Source organism: Paenibacillus sp. SEL3, assembly GCF_054602585.1.
On the sequence record NZ_CM137725.1, the window covers coordinates 6,278,790 to 6,305,399 of the forward strand.

21 protein-coding genes and 1 pseudogene are annotated in these 26,610 nt (G+C 39.9%); 4 read left to right on the plus strand and 18 right to left on the minus strand.

The window, feature by feature from the left end:
* Positions 1 to 16: 16 nt before the first annotated feature.
* The 7 genes and pseudogenes from ACYCS5_RS28265 to ACYCS5_RS28295 form a co-directional block, all read right to left on the minus strand.
* Positions 17 to 3,184, minus strand: a complete 3,168-nt coding sequence (locus ACYCS5_RS28265; RefSeq protein ID WP_459760524.1) for a TerB N-terminal domain-containing protein — start codon at positions 3,182 to 3,184, stop codon at positions 17 to 19.
* Between the two features lie 437 nt (positions 3,185 to 3,621).
* The gene (locus ACYCS5_RS28270) at positions 3,622 to 4,128 is read right to left on the minus strand and encodes a hypothetical protein (protein ID WP_459760525.1); all 507 of its coding nucleotides are present in this window, start codon (positions 4,126 to 4,128) and stop codon (positions 3,622 to 3,624) included.
* 89 nt (positions 4,129 to 4,217) lie between these two features.
* On the minus strand, positions 4,218 to 4,574 hold the full coding sequence (locus ACYCS5_RS28275) for a hypothetical protein (RefSeq protein ID WP_459760526.1): 357 nt from the start codon (positions 4,572 to 4,574) through the stop codon (positions 4,218 to 4,220).
* Positions 4,540 to 4,833: a hypothetical protein gene (locus tag ACYCS5_RS28280; protein WP_459760527.1), complete on the minus strand. Its 294-nt coding sequence runs from the start codon at positions 4,831 to 4,833 to the stop codon at positions 4,540 to 4,542. The genes ACYCS5_RS28275 and ACYCS5_RS28280 overlap by 35 nt, the downstream gene beginning before the upstream one ends.
* Positions 4,830 to 5,549, minus strand: a pseudogene (locus ACYCS5_RS28285) (IS3 family transposase). The gene ACYCS5_RS28280 and the pseudogene ACYCS5_RS28285 overlap by 4 nt, the downstream one beginning before the upstream one ends.
* A 228-nt stretch (positions 5,550 to 5,777) precedes the next feature.
* The gene (locus tag ACYCS5_RS28290; RefSeq protein ID WP_459760528.1) at positions 5,778 to 5,996 is read right to left on the minus strand and encodes a hypothetical protein; all 219 of its coding nucleotides are present in this window, start codon (positions 5,994 to 5,996) and stop codon (positions 5,778 to 5,780) included.
* A gap of 120 nt (positions 5,997 to 6,116) precedes the next feature.
* Positions 6,117 to 7,112 (minus strand): DGQHR domain-containing protein, encoded by a 996-nt coding sequence (locus ACYCS5_RS28295; protein WP_103042445.1) that lies wholly within the window; start codon positions 7,110 to 7,112, stop codon positions 6,117 to 6,119.
* A 137-nt stretch (positions 7,113 to 7,249) separates the two neighbouring features.
* Between ACYCS5_RS28295 and ACYCS5_RS28300 the strand changes: the two genes are divergently transcribed.
* Positions 7,250 to 7,579 (plus strand): helix-turn-helix domain-containing protein, encoded by a 330-nt coding sequence (locus ACYCS5_RS28300; protein WP_103042446.1) that lies wholly within the window; start codon positions 7,250 to 7,252, stop codon positions 7,577 to 7,579.
* A 96-nt stretch (positions 7,580 to 7,675) separates the two neighbouring features.
* On the opposite strand, the gene ACYCS5_RS28305 is transcribed toward ACYCS5_RS28300, so the two are convergent.
* The 4 genes from ACYCS5_RS28305 to ACYCS5_RS28320 all read right to left on the minus strand — a co-directional run bounded on the left by ACYCS5_RS28305 (position 7,676) and on the right by ACYCS5_RS28320 (position 12,924).
* Complete coding sequence (locus ACYCS5_RS28305; protein WP_459760529.1) at positions 7,676 to 9,274, minus strand: hypothetical protein; 1,599 nt, start codon at positions 9,272 to 9,274, stop codon at positions 7,676 to 7,678.
* Positions 9,275 to 9,287: 13 nt separating this feature from the next.
* Positions 9,288 to 10,169, minus strand: coding sequence for an ATP-binding protein (locus tag ACYCS5_RS28310; RefSeq protein WP_258043308.1), 882 nt, complete (start codon positions 10,167 to 10,169; stop codon positions 9,288 to 9,290).
* Between the two features lie 111 nt (positions 10,170 to 10,280).
* Positions 10,281 to 12,278 carry a hypothetical protein gene (locus ACYCS5_RS28315; protein ID WP_459760530.1) on the minus strand — a complete coding sequence of 666 codons (1,998 nt, stop codon included), beginning with the start codon at positions 12,276 to 12,278 and terminating at the stop codon, positions 10,281 to 10,283.
* Complete coding sequence (locus ACYCS5_RS28320) at positions 12,256 to 12,924, minus strand: PDDEXK family nuclease (RefSeq protein WP_103744597.1); 669 nt, start codon at positions 12,922 to 12,924, stop codon at positions 12,256 to 12,258. Before ACYCS5_RS28320 ends, ACYCS5_RS28315 begins: the two co-directional genes overlap by 23 nt.
* 844 nt (positions 12,925 to 13,768) lie before the next feature.
* Between ACYCS5_RS28320 and ACYCS5_RS28325 the strand changes: the two genes are divergently transcribed.
* Entirely contained in the window at positions 13,769 to 15,931 is a 2,163-nt protein-coding gene (locus ACYCS5_RS28325; protein WP_459760531.1) for an amidase, read from the plus strand.
* Positions 15,932 to 16,334: 403 nt separating this feature from the next.
* On the opposite strand, the gene ppsA is transcribed toward ACYCS5_RS28325, so the two are convergent.
* From ppsA to ACYCS5_RS28345, 4 genes are all read right to left on the minus strand, one after another.
* The gene (gene ppsA / locus ACYCS5_RS28330; protein WP_459760532.1) at positions 16,335 to 18,953 is read right to left on the minus strand and encodes a phosphoenolpyruvate synthase; all 2,619 of its coding nucleotides are present in this window, start codon (positions 18,951 to 18,953) and stop codon (positions 16,335 to 16,337) included.
* 415 nt (positions 18,954 to 19,368) lie between these two features.
* Entirely contained in the window at positions 19,369 to 19,740 is a 372-nt protein-coding gene (locus ACYCS5_RS28335; protein WP_209947502.1) for a hypothetical protein, read from the minus strand.
* 63 nt (positions 19,741 to 19,803) lie between these two features.
* Positions 19,804 to 20,013, minus strand: coding sequence for a hypothetical protein (locus ACYCS5_RS28340; RefSeq protein WP_029515189.1), 210 nt, complete (start codon positions 20,011 to 20,013; stop codon positions 19,804 to 19,806).
* 50 nt (positions 20,014 to 20,063) lie between these two features.
* Positions 20,064 to 20,717 (minus strand): GntR family transcriptional regulator, encoded by a 654-nt coding sequence (locus ACYCS5_RS28345; protein ID WP_029515188.1) that lies wholly within the window; start codon positions 20,715 to 20,717, stop codon positions 20,064 to 20,066.
* Positions 20,718 to 20,876: 159 nt separating this feature from the next.
* Here ACYCS5_RS28345 and uxuA point away from each other — a divergent pair, with 159 nt between their 5' ends.
* Positions 20,877 to 21,953: a mannonate dehydratase gene (uxuA, locus tag ACYCS5_RS28350; RefSeq protein WP_029515187.1), complete on the plus strand. Its 1,077-nt coding sequence runs from the start codon at positions 20,877 to 20,879 to the stop codon at positions 21,951 to 21,953.
* Positions 21,954 to 23,561 (plus strand): mannitol dehydrogenase family protein, encoded by a 1,608-nt coding sequence (locus ACYCS5_RS28355; RefSeq protein WP_459760533.1) that lies wholly within the window; start codon positions 21,954 to 21,956, stop codon positions 23,559 to 23,561. It abuts the gene before it with no gap.
* 7 nt (positions 23,562 to 23,568) lie between these two features.
* Here the strand turns inward: ACYCS5_RS28355 and ACYCS5_RS28360 are convergent, their stop codons facing one another.
* The 3 genes from ACYCS5_RS28360 to ACYCS5_RS28370 all read right to left on the minus strand — a co-directional run bounded on the left by ACYCS5_RS28360 (position 23,569) and on the right by ACYCS5_RS28370 (position 26,556).
* A complete protein-coding gene (locus ACYCS5_RS28360) occupies positions 23,569 to 24,567 on the minus strand; it encodes an NADP-dependent oxidoreductase (protein WP_459760534.1) in 999 nt (332 codons plus the stop codon).
* Positions 24,568 to 24,671: 104 nt separating this feature from the next.
* Complete coding sequence (locus ACYCS5_RS28365; protein WP_459760535.1) at positions 24,672 to 25,697, minus strand: alkene reductase; 1,026 nt, start codon at positions 25,695 to 25,697, stop codon at positions 24,672 to 24,674.
* Positions 25,698 to 25,803: 106 nt separating this feature from the next.
* On the minus strand, positions 25,804 to 26,556 hold the full coding sequence (locus ACYCS5_RS28370; RefSeq protein WP_029515182.1) for an SDR family NAD(P)-dependent oxidoreductase: 753 nt from the start codon (positions 26,554 to 26,556) through the stop codon (positions 25,804 to 25,806).
* Positions 26,557 to 26,610: the final 54 nt, after the last annotated feature.

Genomic DNA, 26,610 nt, shown 5'->3' on the forward strand with positions numbered 1-26,610 from the left:
TGTTCCAACATTCTGTTCACCTCTTCAAATTCTTCACATCATTTAGGTACTCTTCCACAACACCATCTTCTGACACGATCAAATCTCCAATATGCTCCATCGCGGCTTGGTTAATTTCGTCGATAAGAAGTGTTGGCATCGTTCCATGCTCTTCTGCCAATCGGCTTAGTTCTATTACGGGTGCATCGCTCATTAGTGTTGCCAAAGCGTTGAAGTGGACTTCGTTCAAGGCTTCCGCCAAGAGTAACCATTCCTCTCCAAGGTCTGCCGTATCCCACGAAGACTCTACAGAGTTATCCAGTGATTGTGCTTCTTCTGCAGCAGCACATTGTAAATGGGTGACTAGTTCCGACTCATGCGAGACTTCCGCCGACATATGAGCGTCATTTGATGTCTCGAGTGGATCTTCTATTTCTTCAATCGTTAACATCTCACGCACATACTCTGTATCCAATTGAAGCTGTGCTAGTTTATCAGTATCAATTTGAATGGCAGTTGCAATAGACTGTTTGGCATACTCTCTGGCTAAGTAACGATCAATTAGTGTCTCCACTTCTGGTTCCAAGGAACTCCCTTTTAACCGTCCCTTAAAGCCTTGGTATTCACGGAGTTTATTCTCGGCAAATTTGATAATCTGAGTAATATATTCTCGTAATGGTTCATGATCTAAAATGGGCAAATGACTGACGGAAAAAGTGCTGCCGTAAAGTCTATTGTTATATACTGCACTACGAAACAGGTATCTTTGTGTCACTAGCATTTCACCAGGAGAAAACATATCTATTAGACGCACGTCGTGTATTTTACTGATATAGCCATCCACAACGGCGAGAATACGGGGGATATAGAATTCAAGATCATCCTTTCCTTCTCCCAAGTAGAATCTGCTTCGTTTCATATCATAATTGCTTAAGCTTAATAGCATATCCAATGAAAGCTGAAGCGGAGATTCCTGGAACTTGCTTAATAACTCCATTGCAAGAAACTCTCCAGGTAGCCTATCCGGCTTCCTTGTCAATACATCCAGTTCCCCAATTGTACTTGTTAACTGGTGGACTAACGCAAAATCATATATCCAGTTAAATAAGTAGTTCTCAAGTTGACGATAAGCTTCACCATAGTGGATCAGTAGCTGTGTAAGCTGGAATAGTCCATGCTTTGGCTCTGCCCATCCTACTCCATTAATGAGCTCATAGATATGCATAAAAATATAGGATAGGTCCGTCTCTGGGTATCTCATGTTCCTGACTTCCGATCTCCAGTAAAAATACCATTTTTGTTGGGAGTCAGTCATGTCCTGATACGTAGGCCAGTAGCTCATGAATTGAACAAAAGGCGCTGGTTCACCGTTGCGATCGGCAAGTGACTCGGCCTGTTCCACAAACTGCTGCTCTCGAGATTCGTATTCTACTGACACTTTCACGGTGCGTTCCTGAAACGAGATTGTGCTTGCTGGTATATTAATTCCCACGTCCTCTTCATTGGACTCATTTAGGTCAAACTCTGAGAAAAAGAGATCATCTGAGCTATTCTTCACGCTTGTATTCACCTTCATCTGATAGGGTTCTGGCAGTAAGGCAAGCGGGGCGTTCTGATCAAAAATGGTCCAGCGCTGCTCGCTTGCAGAATGGAGTTGCAATAGCATTTCATGCGCTGATTTCACATTACTCTGCTCAAGGTAATTGGCATCTGAAAACAAGGAAAATCTGCACCGAGACTTGATGGATGAGAGTGTTCCGTATATTTTGGTGTCTGTACTTTTTGTTATAAGATCCGGCTCCAACATAATTAGCAAATCGTACTTCTGCTTTATTAAATCGGTTTGCTTGCCCAGAACACTTGGTGTCACTGCAATATAGGAAACGTCCTCCAGTTGAAGTCGATTCGCTTCGGCCAACGACGTGATCCACGTGAAATTAAACGTATCACTGCATTGCTTTTTTAATGACTCTAACATTACCTTGGTGCCAACCATGAGGATTTGCACTTTAGGAAACTGAGTGATTAGTTGAAAGAGATACTCTAGAAGAGGACTCCCCCAAATGACCTGTCCCCCTTTAACTCCACCATTCAGGCCCCAATGTGCCAGAAATTGAAGATGCTCTAATACAGGGGTGCTTGATTGGTGTGGCCAGTTGAACTCAGGGAACTCAATTTTGCTCCAGGGACCTTCTAAACGGTAGCCTCCTCTTTCGAGAATTTCCCGAGCTCCTAAAGAAAAAACGTTATCTAAAGAGAGACCATTTACAGCGCGTCCCATAAACCCGATACCTACTCGCCTTAAATCATCTACCGCAATCCATCCCGATCCATTCCTTATGTATTGCAATCTGGGTTTCAATCGTCGGGAGATTGCAGCAGCGCTCATCTGGACACCTTCAACCTTAAGCATAGGCGTTGCAGTGACTTGGCCTATGCCATTATTAATTTGAACCGATGCTGCAAGGATGAGCTTAATTGCGCTCTGAATAGGATGGGCTTGTAGTAATCCTTGAACATCGCCCGAGGTAAATCTCTTCCATTCCCCTTCGATCTGTGCAACTACATTGGGTATATCTTCCCCTTGAAGAAAAATTAGCCCATTTTCGTCTTCAGGGTGCTTAGACAGGAAATCATTCAAGTGAGCTGGATGCGGACCGGGGTATAGATGGTTTCCATCTAAGAGATAACCTTCTAGACCAGGAATTCGCTTTGGAATATCGACGTGCACGTTTACTCTTAACTGAATAGCATCTGGACCAAACTCATAAATATGAAAATGTACTGCTTCTTGGGATTCTAGGATGATAGGACTATATACTGGAAGCTTTCTGTTAATCATATCTGGTAGAATATTCGTCAGCAAAAAAGGAAGTTGAGCGGGTTGAATTTTACTGAATACCCAGCTTCGATCTACTGAGGTCCAATCAGGAAGATGCCAGACTTGGTTTCCTTTTATGAACCAACCATGGTCAAAGTTCTCTAAGTATTCTACTCCACTCGGTAGTTCCATAAGGATCTCATTTTGACTTGAGTTCCATACAACTTGAATTATAAAATCATCCGGTGGAGGTATTTGATTCAGATCCAATATAATTGGATCGATTTCAAACTGTATATGGCTTGAACCGACACTCTCCATGAAAGAGATTGCTGTCTTTCGGAGAATTAACACATCGGTTAAACCAAGCTCAATTTCGTTCAAGTCAGTATTTCTCCATCTACTGAGAACGGAGTTATCTAGTAATGAAGGAAGTGATAGCACCTTCTGAATAGCTATAGATCGATGTTTTGACCAAGCACTAAGTATAAACCTTTTATTGGGGGTAAAATACAGTTTCAAAGTATACTTCTTTCGACTAAAAAGCCTTAATAAGAACTTCATATCTCCCATCCTTAAACTGAGTCGAATGTACTATTAATAGTATATCATTCTTTGGTGGGGGTTTCTTTTCTAAAACCTATACAACAAACTTATTTCAAGAGAAATTCTATTTCATGTGCTACCAAGAGAGAAGTAAATACTCATATGTAAAATCGAACTACAACCTCCCTCTGCTTATTCTACCTCCTCTGCTTCCTCGACGATGAACTGAAGAATAAAATGAGCAAATGAATTTATTATTTGATCGGCTAAGAATACTACTGTATTTGTATCCATAAAATGTTCTCAAGTTCTTCTTCCATTTCCTTTACTTTGCTGTCGTCCACTCCATTAAGAGTATGTTCCACAAAGAATTCGTGAGCTAAATAATTTCGATATTTTCTGCATTCATGAAAAATATCTATGAATCTACTATTATCTTCAAACTTAAAAACTTTAAAATCCATATTCCTCAAAATAGTTAACAACTCTTCATTATCAAATGAAGCATCTCCAACTGAATTCTCAATTTTATCAACAAATCTTTTTCTATTCTTCTCGCTAATCCGAAAATCCATATTCTCGTCAAAAAGATCTGGACTTAGTTTGCTTGTTCCCTCCTTTTCCACAATTTCTGCTTGTTCTTTCAGAAACATTATAGTAGCAAGCTTATATTCTAATTTCTGAAGCATCTCGATTAGCCAAGTAAACAGCAACGGAACTTCCTTGGAGATGTTTGCAAATTCTTGTTTCACGAGTAAGTATTCTTTATAGTCATCTTTCAAATCAAATTCCCTCCAGAACGATCTTTCTTGTCATATGATTTATCCAAAATTGTTAAATTTAATAACTAACGTACTTATAGCTATCGCCTTCAAATTAGGCTAATCATTGGAAATTCTAATCTTCTCTTTAATGATTTCACTCGTCTCTCTCTAATCACCCACAAGCATGTTTTTTCATCATAGGTTCCAATAAAAGTAGGGATTTCAGGTATTGATTTTTCGTGTGTTTCTATTGTTTGTGATTGTACAGATACTAGTAAAGGAATAATTTTATCTAGTGCTTCGCGAAATGCTTTTTCCGATGAGATTCCATTAAACCTAAAATTGTAATGATTATTATTCACCTTTACTTCGATACCCAAAGTAGCTTCTTTTTCTTCAATACCTTTACTTGTTATTTTGTTGTATTTTTTATCTTTTACTTTTTTGAAAGTATGTAATATCACGTATCTTATGCTTTCCCACGCTGCACTTGCGATGACCCCTGAAACCAAAACCCGCTAGTAATGACGAATTAATTAAAAATGAATATACATTAGTAAAATCTTCGATTGATGCAGTAATATTTCCGTTTTTATCAAATGATTTAAGTTCTATTCCATTCTTCTTTAAGTTTGATCTAAGAATTAAGAGGTCATCTTCTTTTAAAATCCCAGATACATATAATAATCCTAATTCATAATTTGGATTTGCCACGTTACTCATAGTATTCCTCCCAGTAAAATGATTAGCTTACATTCAGCCGGACTCAAGTAATCCAGAGAACCATGAATCCGAATAGGGTTAAACCAGTGCACATAGTCATGTAATTCTGTGGTTAGCTCAGCTAGACTTTCAAAATGACGTTTCTTCACAAACTCCGTTTTGAAAATTTTAAAAGTGGCTTCTGCAACAGCATTGTCATAGGGACAGCCTTTCATGCTCAAAGAACGCTCAATCTGAAAAGCCTCCAGAGCATCGTCGATGAGCTTATTATTGAATTCATTACCTCGGTCGGTATGGAAGAGCTGAATGTCATTCAGGTTGCCCTTAATTGAAGCCAAAGCACGGTAAACTAACTTGGCAACCTTGTGGGGGCCTGCACTGTAGCCGATAATCTCGCGATTAAACAGATCTCCAAAGAAGCATACGTAGTTCCAATATGAACCCACTCGGACGTACGTCAGATCGCTTAAAATCATTCTCCGTGAGCAGTTGCTTGTACTGTTTTCGAAGTTCGATCAGCTCTAATTCCTCTGGAGTCCGGTTGTCTTTCTCTTTGAAGGATCCTGATGTGGCACTCTGTTTCACCCATTTATCCAACGATAAGGATTTAAATCATATTCCTGAATGATATCTTTTCGGGGTTTGCCACTCTGATAAAGCTGAACCATCTGCGCCTTAAATTCAGCGCTAAAGGTGCGTCTTTCTTTTTTAGTCATGATCCGTTTGCACCTCCTAGGTTGATCTGTAGTCTACTATATTAGACCACAATTTTTCTGTCTAGAAGAGTGTAGCCGATCCAGCTGTAAGAATTTTCATTATCGAGAACTCCTATATTTGTTCTTTCATTTAACACCATGCCCAAAGAGCTGATGCAGACTAGTCTTTTAGGCATGGCGCGATAGGGAAAAGATGGATTATATCCCTTTCTCTACTTTTTTTTATTATCAGCAAAATAAACCTTCTGTAAGGTCTAAAATTCTATCACAAACATCGCAATGAACTTGAATTATGATTCCTATACCTGTTGGTATAAAAGTATAAGAAAATTTTGCTCCAGTCACATCAATAGGCACACACATATCCCATTCATTAATTTTACCAGTCATTGTTTCAGTTATTATAAAATAGATTTCTTTGTCATGTACATTATTAAATGTATTCATCATCACCTATGAAAGCCACTCTCTTTCATTATTCAACATTTTATATCTGCAATTATTAATAGAATAAAAAGACTTACTTAGCACTTGAATGTCTGTATCCTAAACCTTGGTAATGTTAGACTAATTAATTTTGCATAGTGAAACTAAATCCAGTGCCAGTGCCCTAGATCCATTTAGCCCTTTGATGTATTTTAATGGACCGTTAGAGGACCAATCTAAGCTACTTATTCTATCTAAGTATTTCGGAATTTGCTGGTAATCAATGTGCTTCTTATCAGTATTAACTATCTTCATAAAAATCTCAGTCCCCGTGATAGCAAGAGCGTTAAGGGTTACGATATGTGATATACGATAGTTTTTATAGTCTAACCATTCTTTATTAAACTGTTCTTTTATATTGTTAAAGTAAACAAGGACTAGCATTAACTTATCTTCCTTAGATAATCGAGAAAGTTTATCCGGCTTAAAAAGAATCTCTAAAAGCTTATATAAATTTTGTAGTGTAACATGTCTCCCAGTATTTCTTTTTCCGGTGAGGCTACCAATATAATGGAATGGGCTATCCCCTCTTATTATTAATTCAGTTGCAATCCAACTATTATCATCATAGTTCCTTTTTAAATATCGACTTAGAGAAGTGCCGATTCCCTTGGCTTTAGTGTTGATAATATCAAACAATTGAATTTCCTCATCTTCATCTAGATAATGAAATGCCAAGAATGGAACATGGATTTCCGAATTAGTATCTTGAGTGTATCTCTTAATTCCACCCAGGCGATGCTGGCCATCCATTAATGAAGCTTCATTCTTACATAATAATCGACCAAAAGTTGGACGACTCTTGTCATAAGGCGTGAAATCCCAATGAGACTCTGCATTTACCAGTATAGGAGTGAATAGTGCATTTTCACCTTGGGACAAGTACATAGCGAAGTCATTGCAACGTTTACTATCGACTGGTCTCTGATATCCTTTTCCAGATGGATGGTCGTATGGTTTTACGTAGGTTAATTGAAGGGCAGCTGATGCTGATAAATTCCCCTGATAGGTTACTTTTCCACGCATTTTTGATTGTAGTACATTTTCAATAACATATTGCTGAGCTAATGATGCCATTAAAATTCTCCTTTTAGTCATTTATTTTAAATAATAGGTAATATATATCCTTTTTACAATGGTAAATGGTAGTAAAGTATACTTCATTCTCTTAGTGGACTTGCCTACTCTTAAAGAGAGGTGAGGATACATTGTCCATGTTCGAAGTTGGTAAAAGAATTAGGCAACACCGTAAGGCAGCTCGTTTAACTCAAGAACAAATGGGCGAACTACTTTCTATTGATCCCTCTTATCTTGGCAGAATTGAGCGTGGAGAAATCAACACCACACTGGATATGATATTTAGAATTGCAGAGGCATTAAAAATATCACCATACGAACTTTTTATATCTACAAATAATGTCGGTATCTCCGAGAAATATGAATTGATCGAGAAGATTGATACAATGCTCTTAAATTTACATACTGATGATTTAAAGACTATCTATAGAATCATGAAAGACACGGTGAGTCTAATAAAAAAATGACGCAATCATATGATTGCGTCATTTTTTAGTTTTGTTGCGCACGAAAGGTAGTAACAATTTGAAATGAAATAAGATAATTATTGAGATTTATAAGAATCAGTAAAGATTGTCAATAGCTATCTGCATGGGGTGAAATGATTCTTCCAGCTTTGATTTTCTTTTTTCTTTCACTGTTGGATATGGGCAGCTTAAAATATTGTCATTCAACCATTCATGTTTGTTATCCCAAAATACAACAAATGGCTCATTGTTTTTTTGTGGAAATAGTACCGCAAGAAAGTGTCCTTCAAATGCTATTCGCTCTTCTGTGAATTTCTTTATCGATGGGTTTGGGTTTCTTAGGAACGAAATAAACAATTGTTTTCCAATATGCCAAATCAAGTGAGATATAAGCCATTTGTAATGAGAATGAAATTGAGGTTTCTCTATAGGGAAAGCTCTAATGCACGCATCAAGAATACTTAATAATGGATCGGGACTAATGACTACAGAAAGGTCCGATATTCTTGCGCGATTTTGAAGATTTAATGGTTGGCTATCAACATCATAAAAGTGCTTAAATGATAGAAGTTCTTGCTTCCAATTGACATAAGCCTCCGCATAGGGACAGATCGGGGTTTCTTCTCGATCTATATATCGCGAAACACGTACATATCTTCGTATACATGTTTTATGATGTTTTAGTATGGTTCTTTTTAAGTGATTGGACATAGCATTGAGAATGTTACTTTTTATCTTAACAAACTCCTTTATAAGAGGCTTATTCCCATAACTATCGGCAAATGAAATACTATAATCTATAGGACTCCATTGCTCGAAAGAATAACCCTTAAAAGAATTTTCTGGAAATGGATGTTTGAAAAATTGAATGTTTGATGAACTCTGTACACTTGAATAAAACTTATCGAGCTTAACAGGAGACTTCTGCTTTTGTGAAACATTTAATAAGAATGTGAGAATTTGTGGAGTTTTGGACATTTTGCTGAGTGGATAAATATATACCCTTTCCAGTTCATTTTTTTCTTGTTCACCTAAACTCAACCAGTTTAATACTTGACAGTTCTTAATATCATCTATAGAGTATTTTCCCCAAAGACTAGATAAGGGAGAATTGGAATCAATTTTTTTAAAAGTAAAGCCGCAATAACAAAGATAAGGATGTTCAAAATATGAATCTGAAAGTTCATATGGAATTTCTCTCTTACATGATGGGCAATGGTTTATTAAAGATGAGTTATGAAAGGGACAAAGATTAATAAATTCGACTTGGTGTAGCAAGCTGTGAAATCCGTCTTTTATGCAATGCATGCAAATTGAAAGGTTCTTTTCAAGAAAATGATACTCAGAAGCCTCACTTCCTTTCTCATAGTCTTCTCCTCCTCTAAGGAATCCTACAAGGCTGTTAAGTACCGTTTCATTGTATTTTAAAAGTTTAAAGCCTAGACGTTGATCGAAGAGTAATTCATCAAAAGCGCTTAATTTATATAAATCATGATTTTTATGGCCGATAATCGTTTTTTTGTTCAAAGTTTCTGCGTTCCCAAATAATTTAAATATATCTTTTCTTTTTGCTAAATTTGTGTACTTTAGTTTTTCGAAAATCGACCATGGAGATTCAAAATCACTGATCCATCTTGTATTCCATGTGAGTGTACCGTCAGGTATAGATAGATAATCTTGTAAGACTGGAATCAAGTTCAATCTCTCCTCATATAAGATCATTGTATAATTCATTTAAAATATATCCAGATTCCTTTAATCCATCTAACCAGTGAACTTGTGAAAGGTTTGATACATTCCTACCATTAACGCCATATTTTTTGAATACGTATTCAACAGTTAATGTGAGATACTGCATAGGAATCTCCAAAGGTTTTGTTATTCCCTTAACCTTGCGTGCATTCTCAATAGTTAAGAATAGCTCCTCCGTACATTGTTCAAGGCGGAACCCTTGTTCATAAGCATTTGGGAAGTAGTATCGCGTGTAAGACCAACCACTTTGATCAGGGTATTCTGACAGTGAGTCGTATCCATTAAGACAAGTTTGAAGTTCATCTTTTGATTTAATTCCAGAAAATTTGTACTCATGCACCATAAATCTCCCAACGATCTGTCCCTGTTTTGCATTAATAAATGCAGATCTAACATGCTTTAATTCTTCCTGCCCAACAAGAATAGCTGTCATACTAATGCCACAATCTATTAAATAGTTGTAAATATCCATAAGTATATTATATTGGAGTGGCACTAAGCGCTGCGCGTCATCAATGAAAAGTACAATTCGATTGCTACTTGAATGTTCTGCTTTTTCTTGAAGAAATTTATATAACCGATCACTTTTTATTGTTTTTCGACCTGAATAAGGTAAGGCATGACCTAACTGCTTAAGAATTTCTTCATAATAAGTATTTTCATTTATTCTTGTATTTTGCTCACATTTTAACTTAAGGATGGTTATATCTTCGCCGAAATCAATAGGCAACTCTTTTTCCAAATATCTGATCGCTGTTGTTTTGCCTAGCCGAGGGCGCCCATAAGCGATTCCTCCAGGTGCTCGATTCTCTACCCATTGTTTGATGTTGGTATACATTCTCCTAACCTCTCTGGTACCTATGAAATATCTCCCCGTCTCAATAGGATGGGTTTTGGGCGGGATTAATGGTCGTTGACAAGTGTTCATCTTTTTATCACCTCTATATTTTTAGAAGTTATAAGTACGAAATGGACGGCTATCATCTTCGTCATTTGAATCAGATGTTTCCAAACTAAACCAGCTTGGATTGTTTTCGCTAATTTCTTGATTTTCATTTTCTACAATATCTTGATTTTCATTTTCTACAATATCTTGATGTTCTGTTTCAATGGATTGAAGTTCTCTCTCTAATTGCGCGAGTTTATTTCTCATACTCTTTGCTGTTTTGGCCTTTGAAGCTAAATAATCATAATATATTTGGAATGGATCTTGATAAGAATTGAAAAATATTTTTCGGTCTGTTTTTAGTTTATTTATTGCTTTTCTAGTACGAAGTGAATGTGGAGTAACCCCCCAAGTTCCATATGCCGTTAGGAAACCGAATTCACTACCATCTGGCAAGAATGCTCTAATTGTTCGTATATCCTCCATATTTACAATCAAAGTTAATTCGCTCCCAATTAAATGAGCACTATTAGATAAAACATCATTACGATAAATGACTCCTTCAAAGTGAATAAAAGGGCGCTTACCTTTCTTAACATTTCCAGCGACAGTTCTTTTCGTCTGGAGAGAGAAAAAAGCTGCCTCTTTCCTTTGTGTTGGATCTAAAACTCTCGGCTCCATCCCCTTTTCGATTCTTTGTCTCATTAACTTTAAAGGCGTAAAATTCCGAATCCCACTATGCGGAATTCCGTTATAGTCTGAAATAAGAATATGCGTTAATTCCTCCAGATCATTTAACGAAATATCATACTTTTTGGCTTGTTCTTCTGGATTCCTTCTTATAGGATCAGAAGGATTGCTACCAGTTGTGCTTAATAATTTTCTGTATCCCATTCCTTCCAGTGTCCGAAATAATCGTTCAATAATCCCTCTTAATTCAGGTGCACTAACTGGTCCATAATTAACAGTACATCCAAAAATTTGTTGTAATCTGTCCTTTACTAGATTTGCTAGGTTGGCGCGACTATTGTCCATACTGAATTCATCCCAGAGTGCCCATTCTGCTTGAGGTATTTCAGCAGATGGTAGCCCACCACTTTCGTGATAAGAAATGCCCGGTATAGTAAAAGTGATTTTTTTATATGGAACTATTGAATTACGAATGCATTGAAGTACATCATTAAGATTGTATTCTTTATTAACGCATAAATGATGCCCGAGAATTGCTCTAGTTGCCACATCAACAATAACGAGCAACCAAATTCGTTCAACTACTTCAGTGATTAAATCTCCTTCCGGTGTACTAAACGTGATAGTAAAAATGGCGTCTATTTTATGCCCATCAAACTGTACACGTTGGTATGGTCTTCTTAATAATAAATTCTCATTATCGTTATTGTTTCCTTTTAATCTTGCTTGTCTTGCAGATTCATCACCGTAAAGTTTAGCTGCTTCAGCAAAATGTGATTTCTCTAACTTTTCAAAAAATCGATATAAAGATCGATAGGCTTTATCATTTGTATTAAAGGGATACTCATGAATACTAATTCCCTCATCTTCGCATAGTTTTAAGAAATATCGATGAATCTCTTCGCTTGTTAAAGTTTGTCTCCTCATACTGGAATCCTTACGTCGTAGATATGCAGCTGTAATTTTCTTTTTAATATCGGGGAATTTGCGAAGAAGAGCCGTGAAAGCACCATTGAAATTTAGATTTTCCTTTGACTTTGGACTTGATTCTAGTGGTGATTTTCGCACATATTCGGAAATCCTTTTTCGAGGAATGAGAGCTCTGAATCCCCAAATCGTATGTGTAGAAGGATCATATTCCAGACAGCGTCTTACAAATCTTCTTAACTCTTTTGCATCAATTCCGGTCTGATCCCTTATTTCTTTTAAATCAGCGATATCTTGCATATAAAAAGTAACGGCTTTTTCTCTATTCTTATATATTTTTTGTTCTTCTGTCTCTAATTGAGTAGTATTAACTAATGGCCAATTGTTGATATCCAAAAACTGTTGATCTATATTTAGCTTTTCAAGAATACGTTTCCTGGACATTAATTGTCACCTCCGAAAGAGAGGAAATAATTTCATGATTTTGATTAAACTTAATAATTCCATAATAAATCATGGCGTAAATATGATTTCTTACAGTAATAGGATGAAAACCGGGTATTTTCTCCAGTTCTCGAATAGCTGTTGGTTCGTTACAAAGCTTATCTATGATTAAAGGGTACAGTTCATTTCTAAGTTCATTAATAGGCATGTAATAAGGAATAAGAGTTTTTTTATTTGCAAGTAAAATTAAGTTGCTTCTAATATCCTCATCAGTAATAATTCGATGTTTATATTTCATTTCTTTGCACCATATCTGCTGAGCTAATAATTCTTTTAGTGCTTTCTGCTTAACTCGATGATCATTGATATTAATCTCATAAGCGTTTCTTAAAAAAATGAATATTTCTTCCTTCTCAGTTTTAATCCACATATCAAATACAGTTTCAATAATCTCACCAGCAACTGATACAACGATTTTTTTTGGCCTCTCGCAGTAATATTCTACGCTAAGATCCGTTTCAACCATTACCCAGTTGTCATATTGAAGTGGGCTGTAGAGTCTAATTTCTCTTTTTAATCTTCGGCTAAAAGCGAAAAATCTGTTCCGACCCATTTCATTGTTTATTTCCTTAATAGGCGAATACATTCCCAATACACCTCAATACTTTTTAACTTTCATTTTTAGGACTTCGTCGCAAATCCAATGTTTTCCTTTGATGAAAAAACACTATTTTTATCGAATGCTGGATTAATTTAAATATCGATTGAGGATTAAATTACAAGAGGACAATTACTTCATATAGATGCAAGAAATTATTCTCCATTCGCAAGGGGACTTTCGTGTCAATATCCAATTATAGTGGTAAAATTGTGTCATTGTTTAGTGACACAATTTTACCACTATAATTAAAAAGAACCCTTATAGAATAAGGATTCTCAGAAGGGGAGTTTTGTGTCAATCTACATCTTTATTCATTGGTGCAGGAATTAAAATGTCATGATATGTACGCATATATTTCCTTCCAGAACCGTTCACCAACACATTTAATTATGTCCAATCGGTTTTTAACCTATTCCTATACCAAACGTTCAACCTTACTTGTTTCTGAAGCAATGGTGGATTCTGAATAACATGCCTCAATCGCCAAATGATGTGGCTGATCAATTATGGGAGCTGTTAAAAAGGAATCAAGTCATAAATTAAAACGTAAGAATTAAGCCTCTATTGCCTCCTCCCGCGAAAAAACGGCACCAAAACGGTGTCGTTTTCATTTCAAAACTTGAATCAGCGATGATGCAACAATCTGAATCATGGATTACTAGATTTCACACTTAAAAGTAGCGAATTTCCTTGTATTGCGCACTACAAAAATTGACATTCTGCATGAAAATAAGTAGTATAATTAGAAACATTTATGCTATAAAAGCGCCTTTCTCATCCCCCTCTTTTTAAATTCCTGATACTACCTAATTTTAAGGAGTGAAATGCTATGTGCGCACGAACGCTAAAAGCGAATAAAAGGAATGTAGTCAGCAACTATTGCAAATGGATTGCAGTTGGTATGATTTTAACTTTCACGGGATGCCCGCTTGCATCCGCCGCTCCTTCACCCTCATCCTCTAGTAAAACTAGTGACCCCGCCTCCTCTCTAGTCACATTTCAATTGCAAGAGGCTACGATTACTCAAATGCAGGAAGCGATGAAGTCAGGAGCACTGTCAAGTGTCGAGCTCACCGCCCTGTACCTTAACCGGGTATATGCCTATGATTCTAGTGGCATTCGACTGAATTCCATCCCTGTTCTGAACCCCGACGTACTAAAAGAAGCTGCTCAGGCTGATCAACTTAGGGCGCAAGGTATTAAAACCGGGCCTCTGCAAGGCATCCCCTACACGGTTAAAGACAGTTACAAGGTTAAGGGACTTACTGTCGCTTCTGGATCTCCAGCTTTCAAAAACCTGATGTCAAAGGACGATGCCTTTACAGTAGAGAAGATACGTAAATCCGGTGGGGTGCTCATTGGTAAAACCAACATGCCGCCAATGGCAGCAGGGGGAATGCAAAGAGGTGTTTATGGCCGTGCTGAAAGTCCGTACAATCCAAATTATTTGGCTGCAGCCTGGTACTCCGGCTCCTCAAACGGATCTGGTGTATCAACAGCCGCCAACCTCGCTGCCTTCGGCATGGGGGAAGAAACGGTATCCTCTGGAAGATCACCAGCATCGAACAATGGTTTAATTGCCTACACGCCATCGCGAGGGCTAATCTCCATTCGGGGGAATTGGCCGCTCTTCCCTATACGGGATGTCGTTGTGCCACATACGAGGACTATCGAGGACATGCTCCGCTTGCTTGACGTGATCGTTGTAGAAGATAAGATCACCAAGGGTGATTTCTGGCGAGAACAGAAAGCCGTTCGGCTCCCTTCTGTCAACAGTGTCCGTCCCAAATCCTATTTAGAACTACGAGATATTCAAGCTTTGCAAGGCAAACGCATTGGCGTTCCGAAAATCTATATCGGTAAGGACCATGAAACCTCAACTCCGATCAAATTCAGACCTTCGATACAGGCATTATGGGAAAAAGCTGTAAAGGATTTAACTGCTCTTGGAGCTGAGGTTGTGGAAGTTGACTTCCCCTTGCAGGCCAACAGCGAGAAGGACCGGGCAACAGCGAAAACACCTGAAGAACGTGGTTTAATGCCGGCAAAGTGGGCTGAAAAGGAATTCGGGCTGCTTAATCCCTATGCAGCTGAGGAATTCCTTAAAAGTGTGGACGATCCGAATTTCCCGTCATGGGCTAATATAGACCCTGCAACCGTCTTCCCGAATCCACCCGGTTCGGTAGATGCCAAACGTGGCAGAGACCTTGGCCACTATGACGTATTTATTGAAACCATAAAGAAAGGCGTCACCCCTTACGAACAAATTCCTCAGTTTCAAGAAGGACTACGTGGGCTTGAAAATGTACGAAAGATTGATTTTGAAAATTGGATGAAGCAAAACAACCTTGATTTTATTGTATTTCCGGCAAATTCGAATATCGGTAAAGCTGACTCCGATGTGAATGAAACATCCTATGAGGAGGCTTGGGAGAATGGCAACTATTTCTCCAATACGAATTTTATTCTACGCGAGTACGGGATCCCAAGTGTGTCTGTGAGTATGGGCGCTATGAAGGATACCGGAATGCCCGTTAATCTGACAATGGCAGGTGCCGCATACAGCGATAACGACCTGCTTCGTTACGCTTATTCCTATGAGCAGGCTACCAAAAACCGTCCTATTGCAGCACGCACGCCAGCGCTTGAGGATGAAACCTTTTCCTATAACCCGCAAACTTCTCTCCCACCCTCTAAACGCAAGGAAACAGGAACCCCTGAACTTAAGTTGAATGCTTCAATCACGGATGATGTTCTCGCTTTGGAAGGTTCAGTCACAGATCAAAGCGATATCGCACAGCTTAAAGTTTATGTCAATGGCATTCGTGTCGTTATTACAGAAGATAAAATCAATTGGTCAGCAACGCTTCCAACTACTAAATATAAACAGGATGGTGCCTCCCAGGCCGATACGCTGCATATTCTCGTGCTGGCTAAAGATATTTACGGAAATACCTCTGCTCAAGTCAAGTCTGTCACTTTACCCCAATAACGTAGGACATCATAGAAATCACTTTTGGATTTTGTTGAATAAAAACAATTCGGTGTGTCTTCCTCTGCATGCACGCATAAATTAGATCATCATAAATAATCACACAGCAGTACAGATCGGATCAGCTATGTATAAATCATTGTGTTGATCGCAGCAAGGGAAACCATTGATAACTCCTAAAGGTTCCTGATTATTGTTACACATTAAATAATGTGTTTTTTCGATCATCAAATAAATAAGTTCTTAAATTATTCCCCCCCAAAATTAAAATCAGTTGATATTTTTGGGGAGTACTTTGTGTCATGGATAAAAAGGACGACAGGATAATCGCCCTTTTATCCATGACAGGTTGCATTTAATACCGTCCATTATGACAGAGGCTATTACTTAGCGTATTCAGCCATTACAATATTTCGATATACCCTTCGGTTCCATGCACGCGAATTCGTTGCCCATCTTTTATCAGTTTGGTCGCATTCTCCACTCCGACTACGGCTGGCAAGCCATATTCACGTGCGATAACGGCTCCATGGGTCATCAGTCCACCCACCTCCGTAACCAAGCCTTTTATGGATAAAAACAATGGAGTCCAGCTAGGATCGGTAAAGGCGGTGACTAGTATATCGCCATCTTCCAGATCAGCCCCTTCTATATTCAGGATCACACGTGCCCGCCCCTCTACAATACCCGAAGAAACAGCGAGGCCTACAATAGCTTCGGCAGGGATATTTTCTCGTTTGTACTGACCCGTAATGATTTCCCCATCAGACGTGATAACACGTGGCGGAGTTAGTTTTTCATATAATCTGTACTCATCTTTTCGTTTGTCGATGACCTGGTAATCCAGTTTATTTGTGCGTATGGTTTCCTGCAATTCTTCAAAAGCGAGATAGTAAATATCTTCTTTTTCATGAAGAACGTTGGCTTGTACGAGTCGTTCCGCTTCCTTTAGTAAAGCCTGTTTATAAATAAAGTAGCGACTAACAATGTCGTATTTCGGATATTCACGATAATCGATGAAGTTCCGGATCAGGTCGATCATTTGTTTTGTCTCTTCGGCTTTTTGTTCACCACCCGGTAATTGTTTCAATCGGGCTAATAAGTCCTGTTCTTTGTTCAAAGCTTCCTGTCGCCCTTGCTCAAACTTTCGTTTACTGGCGCCAGGATCAAGGTTTTTGATGTTACTGAGGATCATAGGTACCAGTGTACTTGGTTTTTCACTCCAGCGTGTTCTTGTAATATCGATCTCCCCGGCACATCGCATTCCATATTTGTCGAGATAAACAGCAATAGCATCACGCACCTGCTGCCCACCTTCGAATTGAACCAGTTCATCCAAAAAGTTATCATCCTTTACCTGTTGTAAATACTCAATTATTTCCGGATAGGGACGAATCACATCTGCAACATCCAGTAGCTCCATACCCATTTCCGAAGTGACGTTGTTAGGTACAGATAGGGAAAGTGTGTCTGCTACGTTTTTTTCACCTAACCATTCATTCATTTTTTCATTGATCCATGCTGAAGCATGCATGGCGGCCATAATCACATTCAAATTTTTCAGTTCTGACGCTCGCTGCCTCCGTTGCTGCATATCTTCCAGGATACAATCAAATACATCCAATCCTGATTTCGTTTGGATATTATGTTTTAATGCTGATAACGATGTCTCACTACTCTTAATCAAAACAGCAACAATTCCCGGGTCGTTTCCTGCTTCTTCCAGAATATCCGCAGACGACATACCCTTATGGCTTTTAACGGGCCCCGGTTCGCTTGTGTCATATGGGTCCGATTTTATAAAATCTCCCCGCTCTATGATGGTAATAAGCGCGTCTTTTATGAGCGGATCGGAGTGCCCTAGAACATCCAATAAATTTTGCCTGCCAGCCGGTGAAGCCAGGCCCATCGTGATATCCACAAACAGCCTTCCGCCACCAGATCTAAACATGGGCGTGGCACCTGTTAATATCCAAACAGATATCCCCAGTGGTTTAATAGGATCAGTCATCATTTGCTGATGACCAACAGATACATACACGTGATTCTCCTGGTCATTTGCTTCAGGAATGGGATATAAAGTGGTAATCGGCCGGCTCTGGACAATATAAAATGTATCATCAGCCAAACACCATTCGATGTCTTGGGGGCAGCCGAAGTGTTCTTCGATCCGTCTTCCAATTCGTTCCAGTTGTAAAATTTGTTGTTCCGTAAGGGTTTGAGTCCTTTGCTGATCGAGATCGATTTGCTGAGTCTCTGTTCCGCCTTCTCTTCGTCCATAGATAGCCAATTTTTTGGTTGCTATCCTCTTATCGACGATTTCCCCTTCCTGTACTTGATAACAATCGGCAGAGACTAAGCCAGAGACCAGTGCTTCTCCAAGTCCGAAACTGGCATCGATAGAGAGCAGCTTTCGGTTGCAAGTGATGGGATCAGCGGTAAATAAAATCCCTGAAGCCTGTGGGAACACCATTCTTTGAACGATAACAGATAAATAAACTTGGCTGTGATCAAATCCATTCTGCATTCGGTAAATTACCGCGCGTTCCGTAAATAAAGAAGCCCAACATTTGCGGATATGCTCCAAGATGGATTCTTTGCCGATAATATTTAAATAAGTGTCTTGTTGACCAGCAAAAGAAGCATGCGGCAAATCCTCAGCGGTCGCACTAGAACGCACGGCATAAGCATATTCATCGCCAAACTGGGAGAGATAGTGAGCAACTGCTTTCACAACATCGGAAGGAATGGCTACTTCCATAATGGCCTGTCGAATCTTCTTGCTGATTTCATAAATTTGTTCTCGATCTTCTACTCTAAGCGTAGTTAGCCGATCCAACAAAGCATGAATCATTTCGTTTTGTTCGATGGCTTTTTGATATCCCACTGTTGTAACACAAAACCCTTCTGGCACTTGTATTCCTTCCATTTTGGTTAATGCCCCTAAGTGCAGCCCTTTTCCACCAACAAGCAAAAGCTGGGTGTTATCCATTTCTTGAAAATCGAGAATCAGTGAATTCATTCAACATCTCTCCTAACCATTAAATTGAGAAAAAAACATTTGACAAGAGTTTAGCGGCATGGTAAGATTTAATTGTAAGATGCGTTATTTATGTCTACTACATCTTTATAAAAGATAATCTGATTATATCATCGTGTCTGTTTTATATGCAATATAAAAGAACCTGATAAAACTATCCAGGTTCTTTTTTGATTTCCGCTATCACTTCTTAAAATAAAAAAAGCCGCGATTTCGCAGCAATGAATGGGATGAAATTCTTATTACCCGACAGGTGCTGCATGACAAGAATATTATCTCATTCCAAGTCGATCTACCTTACAACACCTGCTTTGCTCGATCAAACAAATTCCGATAGAAAACCTGTCCACGAGTAGACTTCTTCGAATTGTTGGATACGCTTCAAAATACGTTTGTTCTAGCTTTGCAAAAGCCGGTACAGCAGCGCCTCTCCCTTATTCTCAAACGTTCGCTGTGTTTCCAGAAATTCAGGCACCTCTAGGAGCCGAGAGGGTCTGTACCCGGGGCCACCACAGCCGCAGGAGTGGTAAGTGTATCCTTGTTGATATAGTAGCTCTACCTTTTTCCACTGTTTGATATCCGTTTGCTTCGGGGCCTGAAAATCATGACCCATGTCATGCATGGATGCCTGGCATTGCGGACAGACATGGACAATCCGTTCATATTCATCCTTCGGCATTTCAAACCGTGATGTCTGCTTATATACTTTCCTGCAGGTAAAGCAGGCAAAGATATCTTTATATGGGCCGCATATTGCATATCTACACATACGGTTACCCCCTTTATAATCTAGAATTGGTCTGGCATTTTTCACTTAAATCATAGAAATATTTCAGTATTTTTTCAATTGACATGTATACAAGTCTGAAAACTCCTGTGAGAATTCCTCCAGTTTGGCCACCGCCTGACGGTAAATAACAATACTCACGAGCAAAAACGGAATGACAAAGGCCAGCTCGTTTCCGCCCATAAATTTTGCTGCAGTCTCGCATTTCTTACTCGCTCTTTCACCGATATATCCAACTCGTAGAACAGCCTCCATGACTCCCCCACTTCCTCAATATTCATACAAGTTAATTTAAGCTAGCCGCCTTATTTCTTGATATAATCAGCGAACTTCCGAAGAAAATCGAGCGAATGGATATCCTCTCTAAGATGATGATGAACCAGATCATCCATTTTGGTTGTTTCCTTATTCAGCATGTATTCAAGCATAGCTTGGTGCTCATGCCAGATGCCCATCAGCTTCCCTGTTTCCAGCATATGCAGCTTGCGATATCTGATATAGTGAACATTTGACTGCTGAATGAGCTGCCAAAGAAACTCCCGCCCCACCAATTGGAACATGGTTTGGTGGAACTGATCATCCAAACTGAGAAATTGATCCGTCGCATGATCTTCTTCGATCACAGCTCTCTGTCTGTCCAGAATATCGCTCAGCTCCTGCACATCGCTTAATGTAATTTGCGAAGAAAGCTCCTTCATAATCTCCTTTTCCAATGCGCTTCTTAAGTAAATAATTTGCTCAACGGACTCCAGATCAATATAGGACACAATGTTCCCCTTCTTGGGATAAATATCAATGTAGGACTCGAGCGCAAGCCACTTTAATACATCGCGTAGCGGAGTTCTGGACAGCTGGAAGCGTTCTGACAAAGTCGTCTCACTCAGTAGAGTACCCGGCTTTAAAGTCAGTGACAAAATATCATTTTTCAAAAGCTGCTTGATTTCTTCTTTCGTCAACATTTCATTCCTACCTTCACTTTATAAATCTAGAACTATTATAAAGCATTTTGAGGTGATAAATCCCTTTATAATTATCATTGACAAGAACAAACCCTATAATTTATGATCAACTCAATCTTGTATACAAGACAGACGAAATATAATCAGGGAGGTATCGCTATGAATATGACCTGGAGATGGTATGGAGAAGGCAACGACAATATTACGCTGGACCATATCCGGCAAATTCCTGGAGTTATGGGCATTGTCTGGTCTTTACATGATAAGGTAGCTGGTGAAGTATGGGAAATGGAGCGAATTCAGGAGGTAGCTGATCAGATTACGAGCAAGGGCTTTAGTTCGGCGGTCGTAGAAAGTGTAAATGTCCACGATGATATCAAAATCGGCCTACCATCCCGCGATCAATATATTGACATTTATATCGACACCATTCGAAAATTAGCCAAAGTGGGAGTTAAGGTGATTTGCTATAACTTTATGCCTGTCTTTGATTGGACCAGAACAGAGCTGTACAAGGAACTGCCTGACGGGTCCAATGCCCTCTTTTATGAAAAGGCTGCCATTACTGATGATCCCCGCCAAATGGTGGATCGGATTCTCAAGGGAGCTGGGAAGTTCACCATGCCTGGCTGGGAACCGGAACGGTTGGCGAGACTGGATGAACTTTTTGCTGCTTATGCGGATGTCACAGAAGACAAGTTGTTTGACAACCTAAAGTATTTTCTTGAGCGCATCATCCCGGTCTGCGAGGAGTCTGACATCAAGATGGCCATTCATCCTGATGATCCAGCATGGCCCATCTTCGGATTGCCGAGAATTGTCCGGAGTCGTGAGACCATCCGGCGCATCCTAGACGCAGTGAGCAGTCCATATAATGGTCTAACCTTCTGCACAGGCTCACTGGGAAGTAATCCTGAGAATGATTTACCAGCCATGATTCGGGAGTTTCATGATCGTATTCATTTTGCGCATATTCGTAATGTCAAGGTGTTTGAGAATGGAGACTTTATTGAAGTGTCACATCGCGGGAAGGACGGAAGCGTCGATGTACCGGAAATAGTTAGAGCTTATCACGAGAACGGCTATCAGGGATATGTACGTCCAGATCACGGCAGACATCTATGGGGGGAAGAAAAGAATTGTCGGCCAGGCTATGGTTTGTATGACCGTGCACTGGGAGTTATGTACTTACTTGGTGTCTGGGATAGTCTCGCTCAAGGCAAAGGAGTGAAATAAATGCTCCAACTTGACCGGAAAGGCCTTTTAGATAAGGCGGCCTGGGAAGCAGCAGGTATTGAATTGCCGAAATATGATCTGGAGCTTGTAGCCCATAACACCCGACTTAGACCGCAATGGGTGCATTTTGGCGCAGGCAATATTTTTCGAGGGTTGATAGCCAATGCGCAGCAACAACTGCTGAATAACTTGAAAGCGGATACAGGTATTATTGCAGCCGAAGCCTTTGATTTTGAAATGATCGACAAAGCCTATAAGCCTTACGACAATTTAACCTTACTGGTGCTGATGAGTGCAGACGGAAGATTTCACAAGAGCGTGGTCGCAAGCATCGTTGAGGAAATCGCGGCAGAACAGAATCGTCCAGACGACTACCTCCGTCTGATTGAAATATTTGAGAATCCGTCCCTGCAGATGGCCAGCTTTACTGTCACGGAAAAAGGATACGCTCTGACCGGGCCCGACGGCAAGTATCTGGCTGTTGTAGAGAGGGATTTGATGAATGGCCCTGAACAACCAGCGCATGTGATGAGCATAGCTACTTCGCTTGCCTATCGGCGTTATCTAAAGGGGCGACTTCCAATGACTTTTGTGAGCATGGATAATTGCTCCCATAACGGCGATCTGTTAAAGGATAGTATGATTGCCATCGCCAAGGAGTGGACTCGCAGAGGCCTGGTAAAGGAAGGATTTGCAGACTATCTGCAGAATGAGGAGAAAATAACCTTCCCCCTGACCATGATCGACAAAATTACCCCCCGCCCTTCCTTGCAAGTACAGTCTGCTCTTCAGGAACTGGGGTTAGCCGACATGGAGTTAATCGTTACCTCCAGGCATACGTATACGGCTCCCTTTGTCAATGCTGAGGTTAGCGAGTATTTGGTCATTGAAGACAAGTTTACGAACGGGAGACCTGCACTGGAGGAAGCTGGTATCATTTTCACGAATCGGGATACAGTGGACAAAGTGGAGAAGATGAAAGTCACTACCTGTCTCAATCCGCTGCATACAGCGCTGGCGCTAGCTGGGTGTCTGCTTGGGTATGAGCTTATTGCAGATGAAATGAAGGATCACACATTACGTCGTCTGGTGGAAACTATCGGCTACAAGGAAGGGTTGCCTGTTGTAGTTGATCCCGGTATTATTCAACCGAAACCATTTATTGACGAGGTATTGCAGGAACGCTTCGCCAATCCCTATATTCCGGATACGCCACAGCGGATTGCAACAGATACCTCTCAAAAGATGAGCATCCGTTTTGGTGAAACCATAAAGTCTTATGTTGGCACAGTAGGACTTGATCCTGCGAACTTGACTGCTATTCCCTTGACCATTGCGATCTGGTGTCGCTATTTGCTGGGAGTGGATGATCAAGGAGAACCCTTCACACTCAGTCCGGACCCGTTACTGGATACGTTGCAGGGATATTTGCAGAATACGAAGCTGGGCGATCAGACCTCCGAGGTTCGCTGCCTCCTCGAGGATGACAAATTGTTCGGTGTCCGATTATATGAAATTGGTCTGGGCGACAAGATTGAAGCCATGTTTCATGAAATGCTGGCAGGTCCCGGAGCAGTCCGAAGCACGATAGAGAAGTATGTGAACTAGAACTTACTTAGAAGGTCACAATCACTTTGCCCTGGGAGTGGCCCGTCGACACTTTAATCAACGCCTTGTTAATGTCACCAAACGTATAAGCCGAGTCTATTGAGGGCTTTATATTTTTCTGTTCAACAAGTTTAGTGATATCTTGTAATTGACTTCCATTGGCTTGCACAAATAAAAAATGATATTCATTTTGATTCTTGCGTGCTAAAGAATCTAAGCGAGCACCCACCAGACCAAACAATGCTTTTTTCCACAGGGGAAAACGATTGTCAACCGCAAAGCGATAATTAGGTCCGGCTTTCAAGGATACCAATTTCCCATGCGGTTTTAAAATGCCCAGTTCAGCTTTGATCTCTTTGGTCCCCAAGGTGTCGATCACGTAATCGATATTGGACAGTATATTAGCATAATTCTCTGTCTTATAATTGATGAATTGATCGGCCCCGATCGACATTGTACGTGATCTGCTTCTTTCACTTCCACTTGTAATAACAAATAACCCCAGTGATTTGGCAATGGGGATTGCCATAGCGCCAAATCCTCCGGTTCCTCCAGGAATGAATAGCTTTTTATTCGGCTGGACATGGAGTACATCGTGCAATGCTTGATAAGCAGTCAAGGCAGTAAGGGGTACAGCAGCAGCTTCAATAAAAGATAGATTTTCAGGCATGATGGATAAAGCATCTTCATTTACGGCCGCATACTCGGCAAAAGCACCGATTTTATTAAGCGGCAACCTCGTATAAACAGGGTCACCAACCTTAAAATTCAAAACATCATCACCAACAGCTTCAATAACCCCAGATAGCTCATTCCCTAAAGTTAATGGCAACTTATAGTCAGCAATCATCCGAACACTACCATTCAAATTTAGGATATCCAGTGGATTTACACCTGCTGCCTTTACTTTGACAAGCACCTCATGGTTGTTGATCTGTGGCATGTCAACATCATTTAACTCCACTTGGATTTTTTTTGAATATTTCTGTATTTGTGCTGCTCTCATATTCATCCTCTTCCTTTGCTAATTTGGAGATAGCATAACCATGAAACTATTGGCTAAAAACATGGCGTACAATTTACGGTTGTACGCCATGTTCCACTCTTTTGCTATTGTAGTCCCTCTTGCGATTCTAATTCTCGTATCGTCGGATAGTCCGTGTAACCTTTACTCCCCAGACCAAAAAATGTTGTCGGGTCTGCTTCGTTCAATGACGCTCCTTTTTGAAGTCGTTCCACCAAATCTGGATTGGCTAATGACCACACACCAACGGGCACCATATCAGCAAGGCCACTATCTAAATCCGTACTAAGATCTTCCAGAGCCCGTCCTGCACGATTGACTAACAATGGATTCGTCCATATTGAGCGAATGTCTTGGAGCAGCTTTTCATTTCCTAGATGCATGACATGAAGGTAAGCCAGATCCAATTGAGCTAATTCCTTTACAAGATAGCGATAAAGTTCAGGACCTTGTTCTCCGTCTTGGATCCCACCTAGAGGTGTCCCTGGCGAAATACGGAAGCCTGTTGCTTCTGCTCCAATTTCTTCGACGATGGCTTTTGTTAATTCGATCGCAAAGCGAGCACGATTTTCTATAGATCCCCCGTATTGATCTGTTCGTGTATTCGAGTTTTCTCCGATAAATTGATTAATCAGATAACCATTGGCTCCATGAATTTCAACGCCATCCGCACCTGCTTTAATAGCCGCTGCTGCTGCTTTCCGGAAATCTGCTATAGTCGTTTGAATGTCCTCTACACTTAACTCACGGGGAACGGGGATTTCCTGCATACCTTTAGCAGTAAACATCTCTACACCAGGCGCGATTGCAGATGGTGCAACAGGTTGGCGATGATGTGGTGTATTATCAGGATGCGACATACGACCAGCATGCATTAACTGAATATACATATATCCACCTGCTTCGTGCACTGCATCGGTAACCTTTTTCCATCCTTCAATATGTTTATCCGTATAAATCCCAGGTGTCCATAAGTACCCTTGACCATCATCAGAAGGTTGTGTACCCTCCGTAATAATGAGTCCCATTGATGCACGCTGAGCATAATAAAGAGATGTTAGCTCTCCCGGTGTGCCATCTTCTTGCGATCTGCTACGTGTCATTGGTGCCATTGCTAAACGATGTGGCAGCTCCATTTTTCCAATCTTCGTTTTACTCCACAACTTTTCATTGGATACTCTCCTCTTTCAATAAACTCAACAGATCTATAAATTGAATTTAAAATTCTGAAATGATCGGATATATTTGACCTCTGAGATTGAAATTATAGTTCTGGTCTACAATCCCTACCCCTTCGTTGCTGTCATAAAGATCCACCATGAAGCCCGCCATTTGTTTGGCAGTGTGGTACTTAGGCATGTTTGCTTTATAATCAAAATCTTCTGCATCTAATGATTTCTTCACAAATTCCGTTTCTGTTATAGCTGGTGCCAAAACCTTTGCCTTTAGTTTTGCACCTTTTATTTCTAGTTCTTTTGCAAGTCCTTCTGTGAAGGCACTAACGTAATACTTAGATGCAGAATAAGTAACACTCCCAACAGCAATGGCATATCCAAGTCCAGATGAAACGTTAATTAACTGAGTTCCTTCTACATCAGCATAATCTCGTACATATAGTGTAGAAAGGATGGTCAAAGCTTCGATATTAACACGTAACATGGTTTCAACTTTATCTAAATTCTGTTCTGCTACAAAAGAAGATTCACCGAGTCCCGCATTGTTTATCCAGGTCTCAATTTGGTATTCCTTTAAATCGTTATATAGTGTGTAGGCTTGATCTGTAACAGACAGGTCACTTGTATGAACAATAACATTTACATTAGGGTCAATATTGTGAATTGCTGATTTGAGTTCTTCTAATTTATCAAATCTTCTAGCTACCAAGATTAGGTTTTTGCCACGTGCCGCAAATGCCAATGACGTTTCATATCCAATCCCCGAGCTTGCTCCTGTAATAACTGTATACTTCATAATATTCTCTCCTTCATAACATGCATATTAGTGTAAATAAGTTTTAAAGACGAT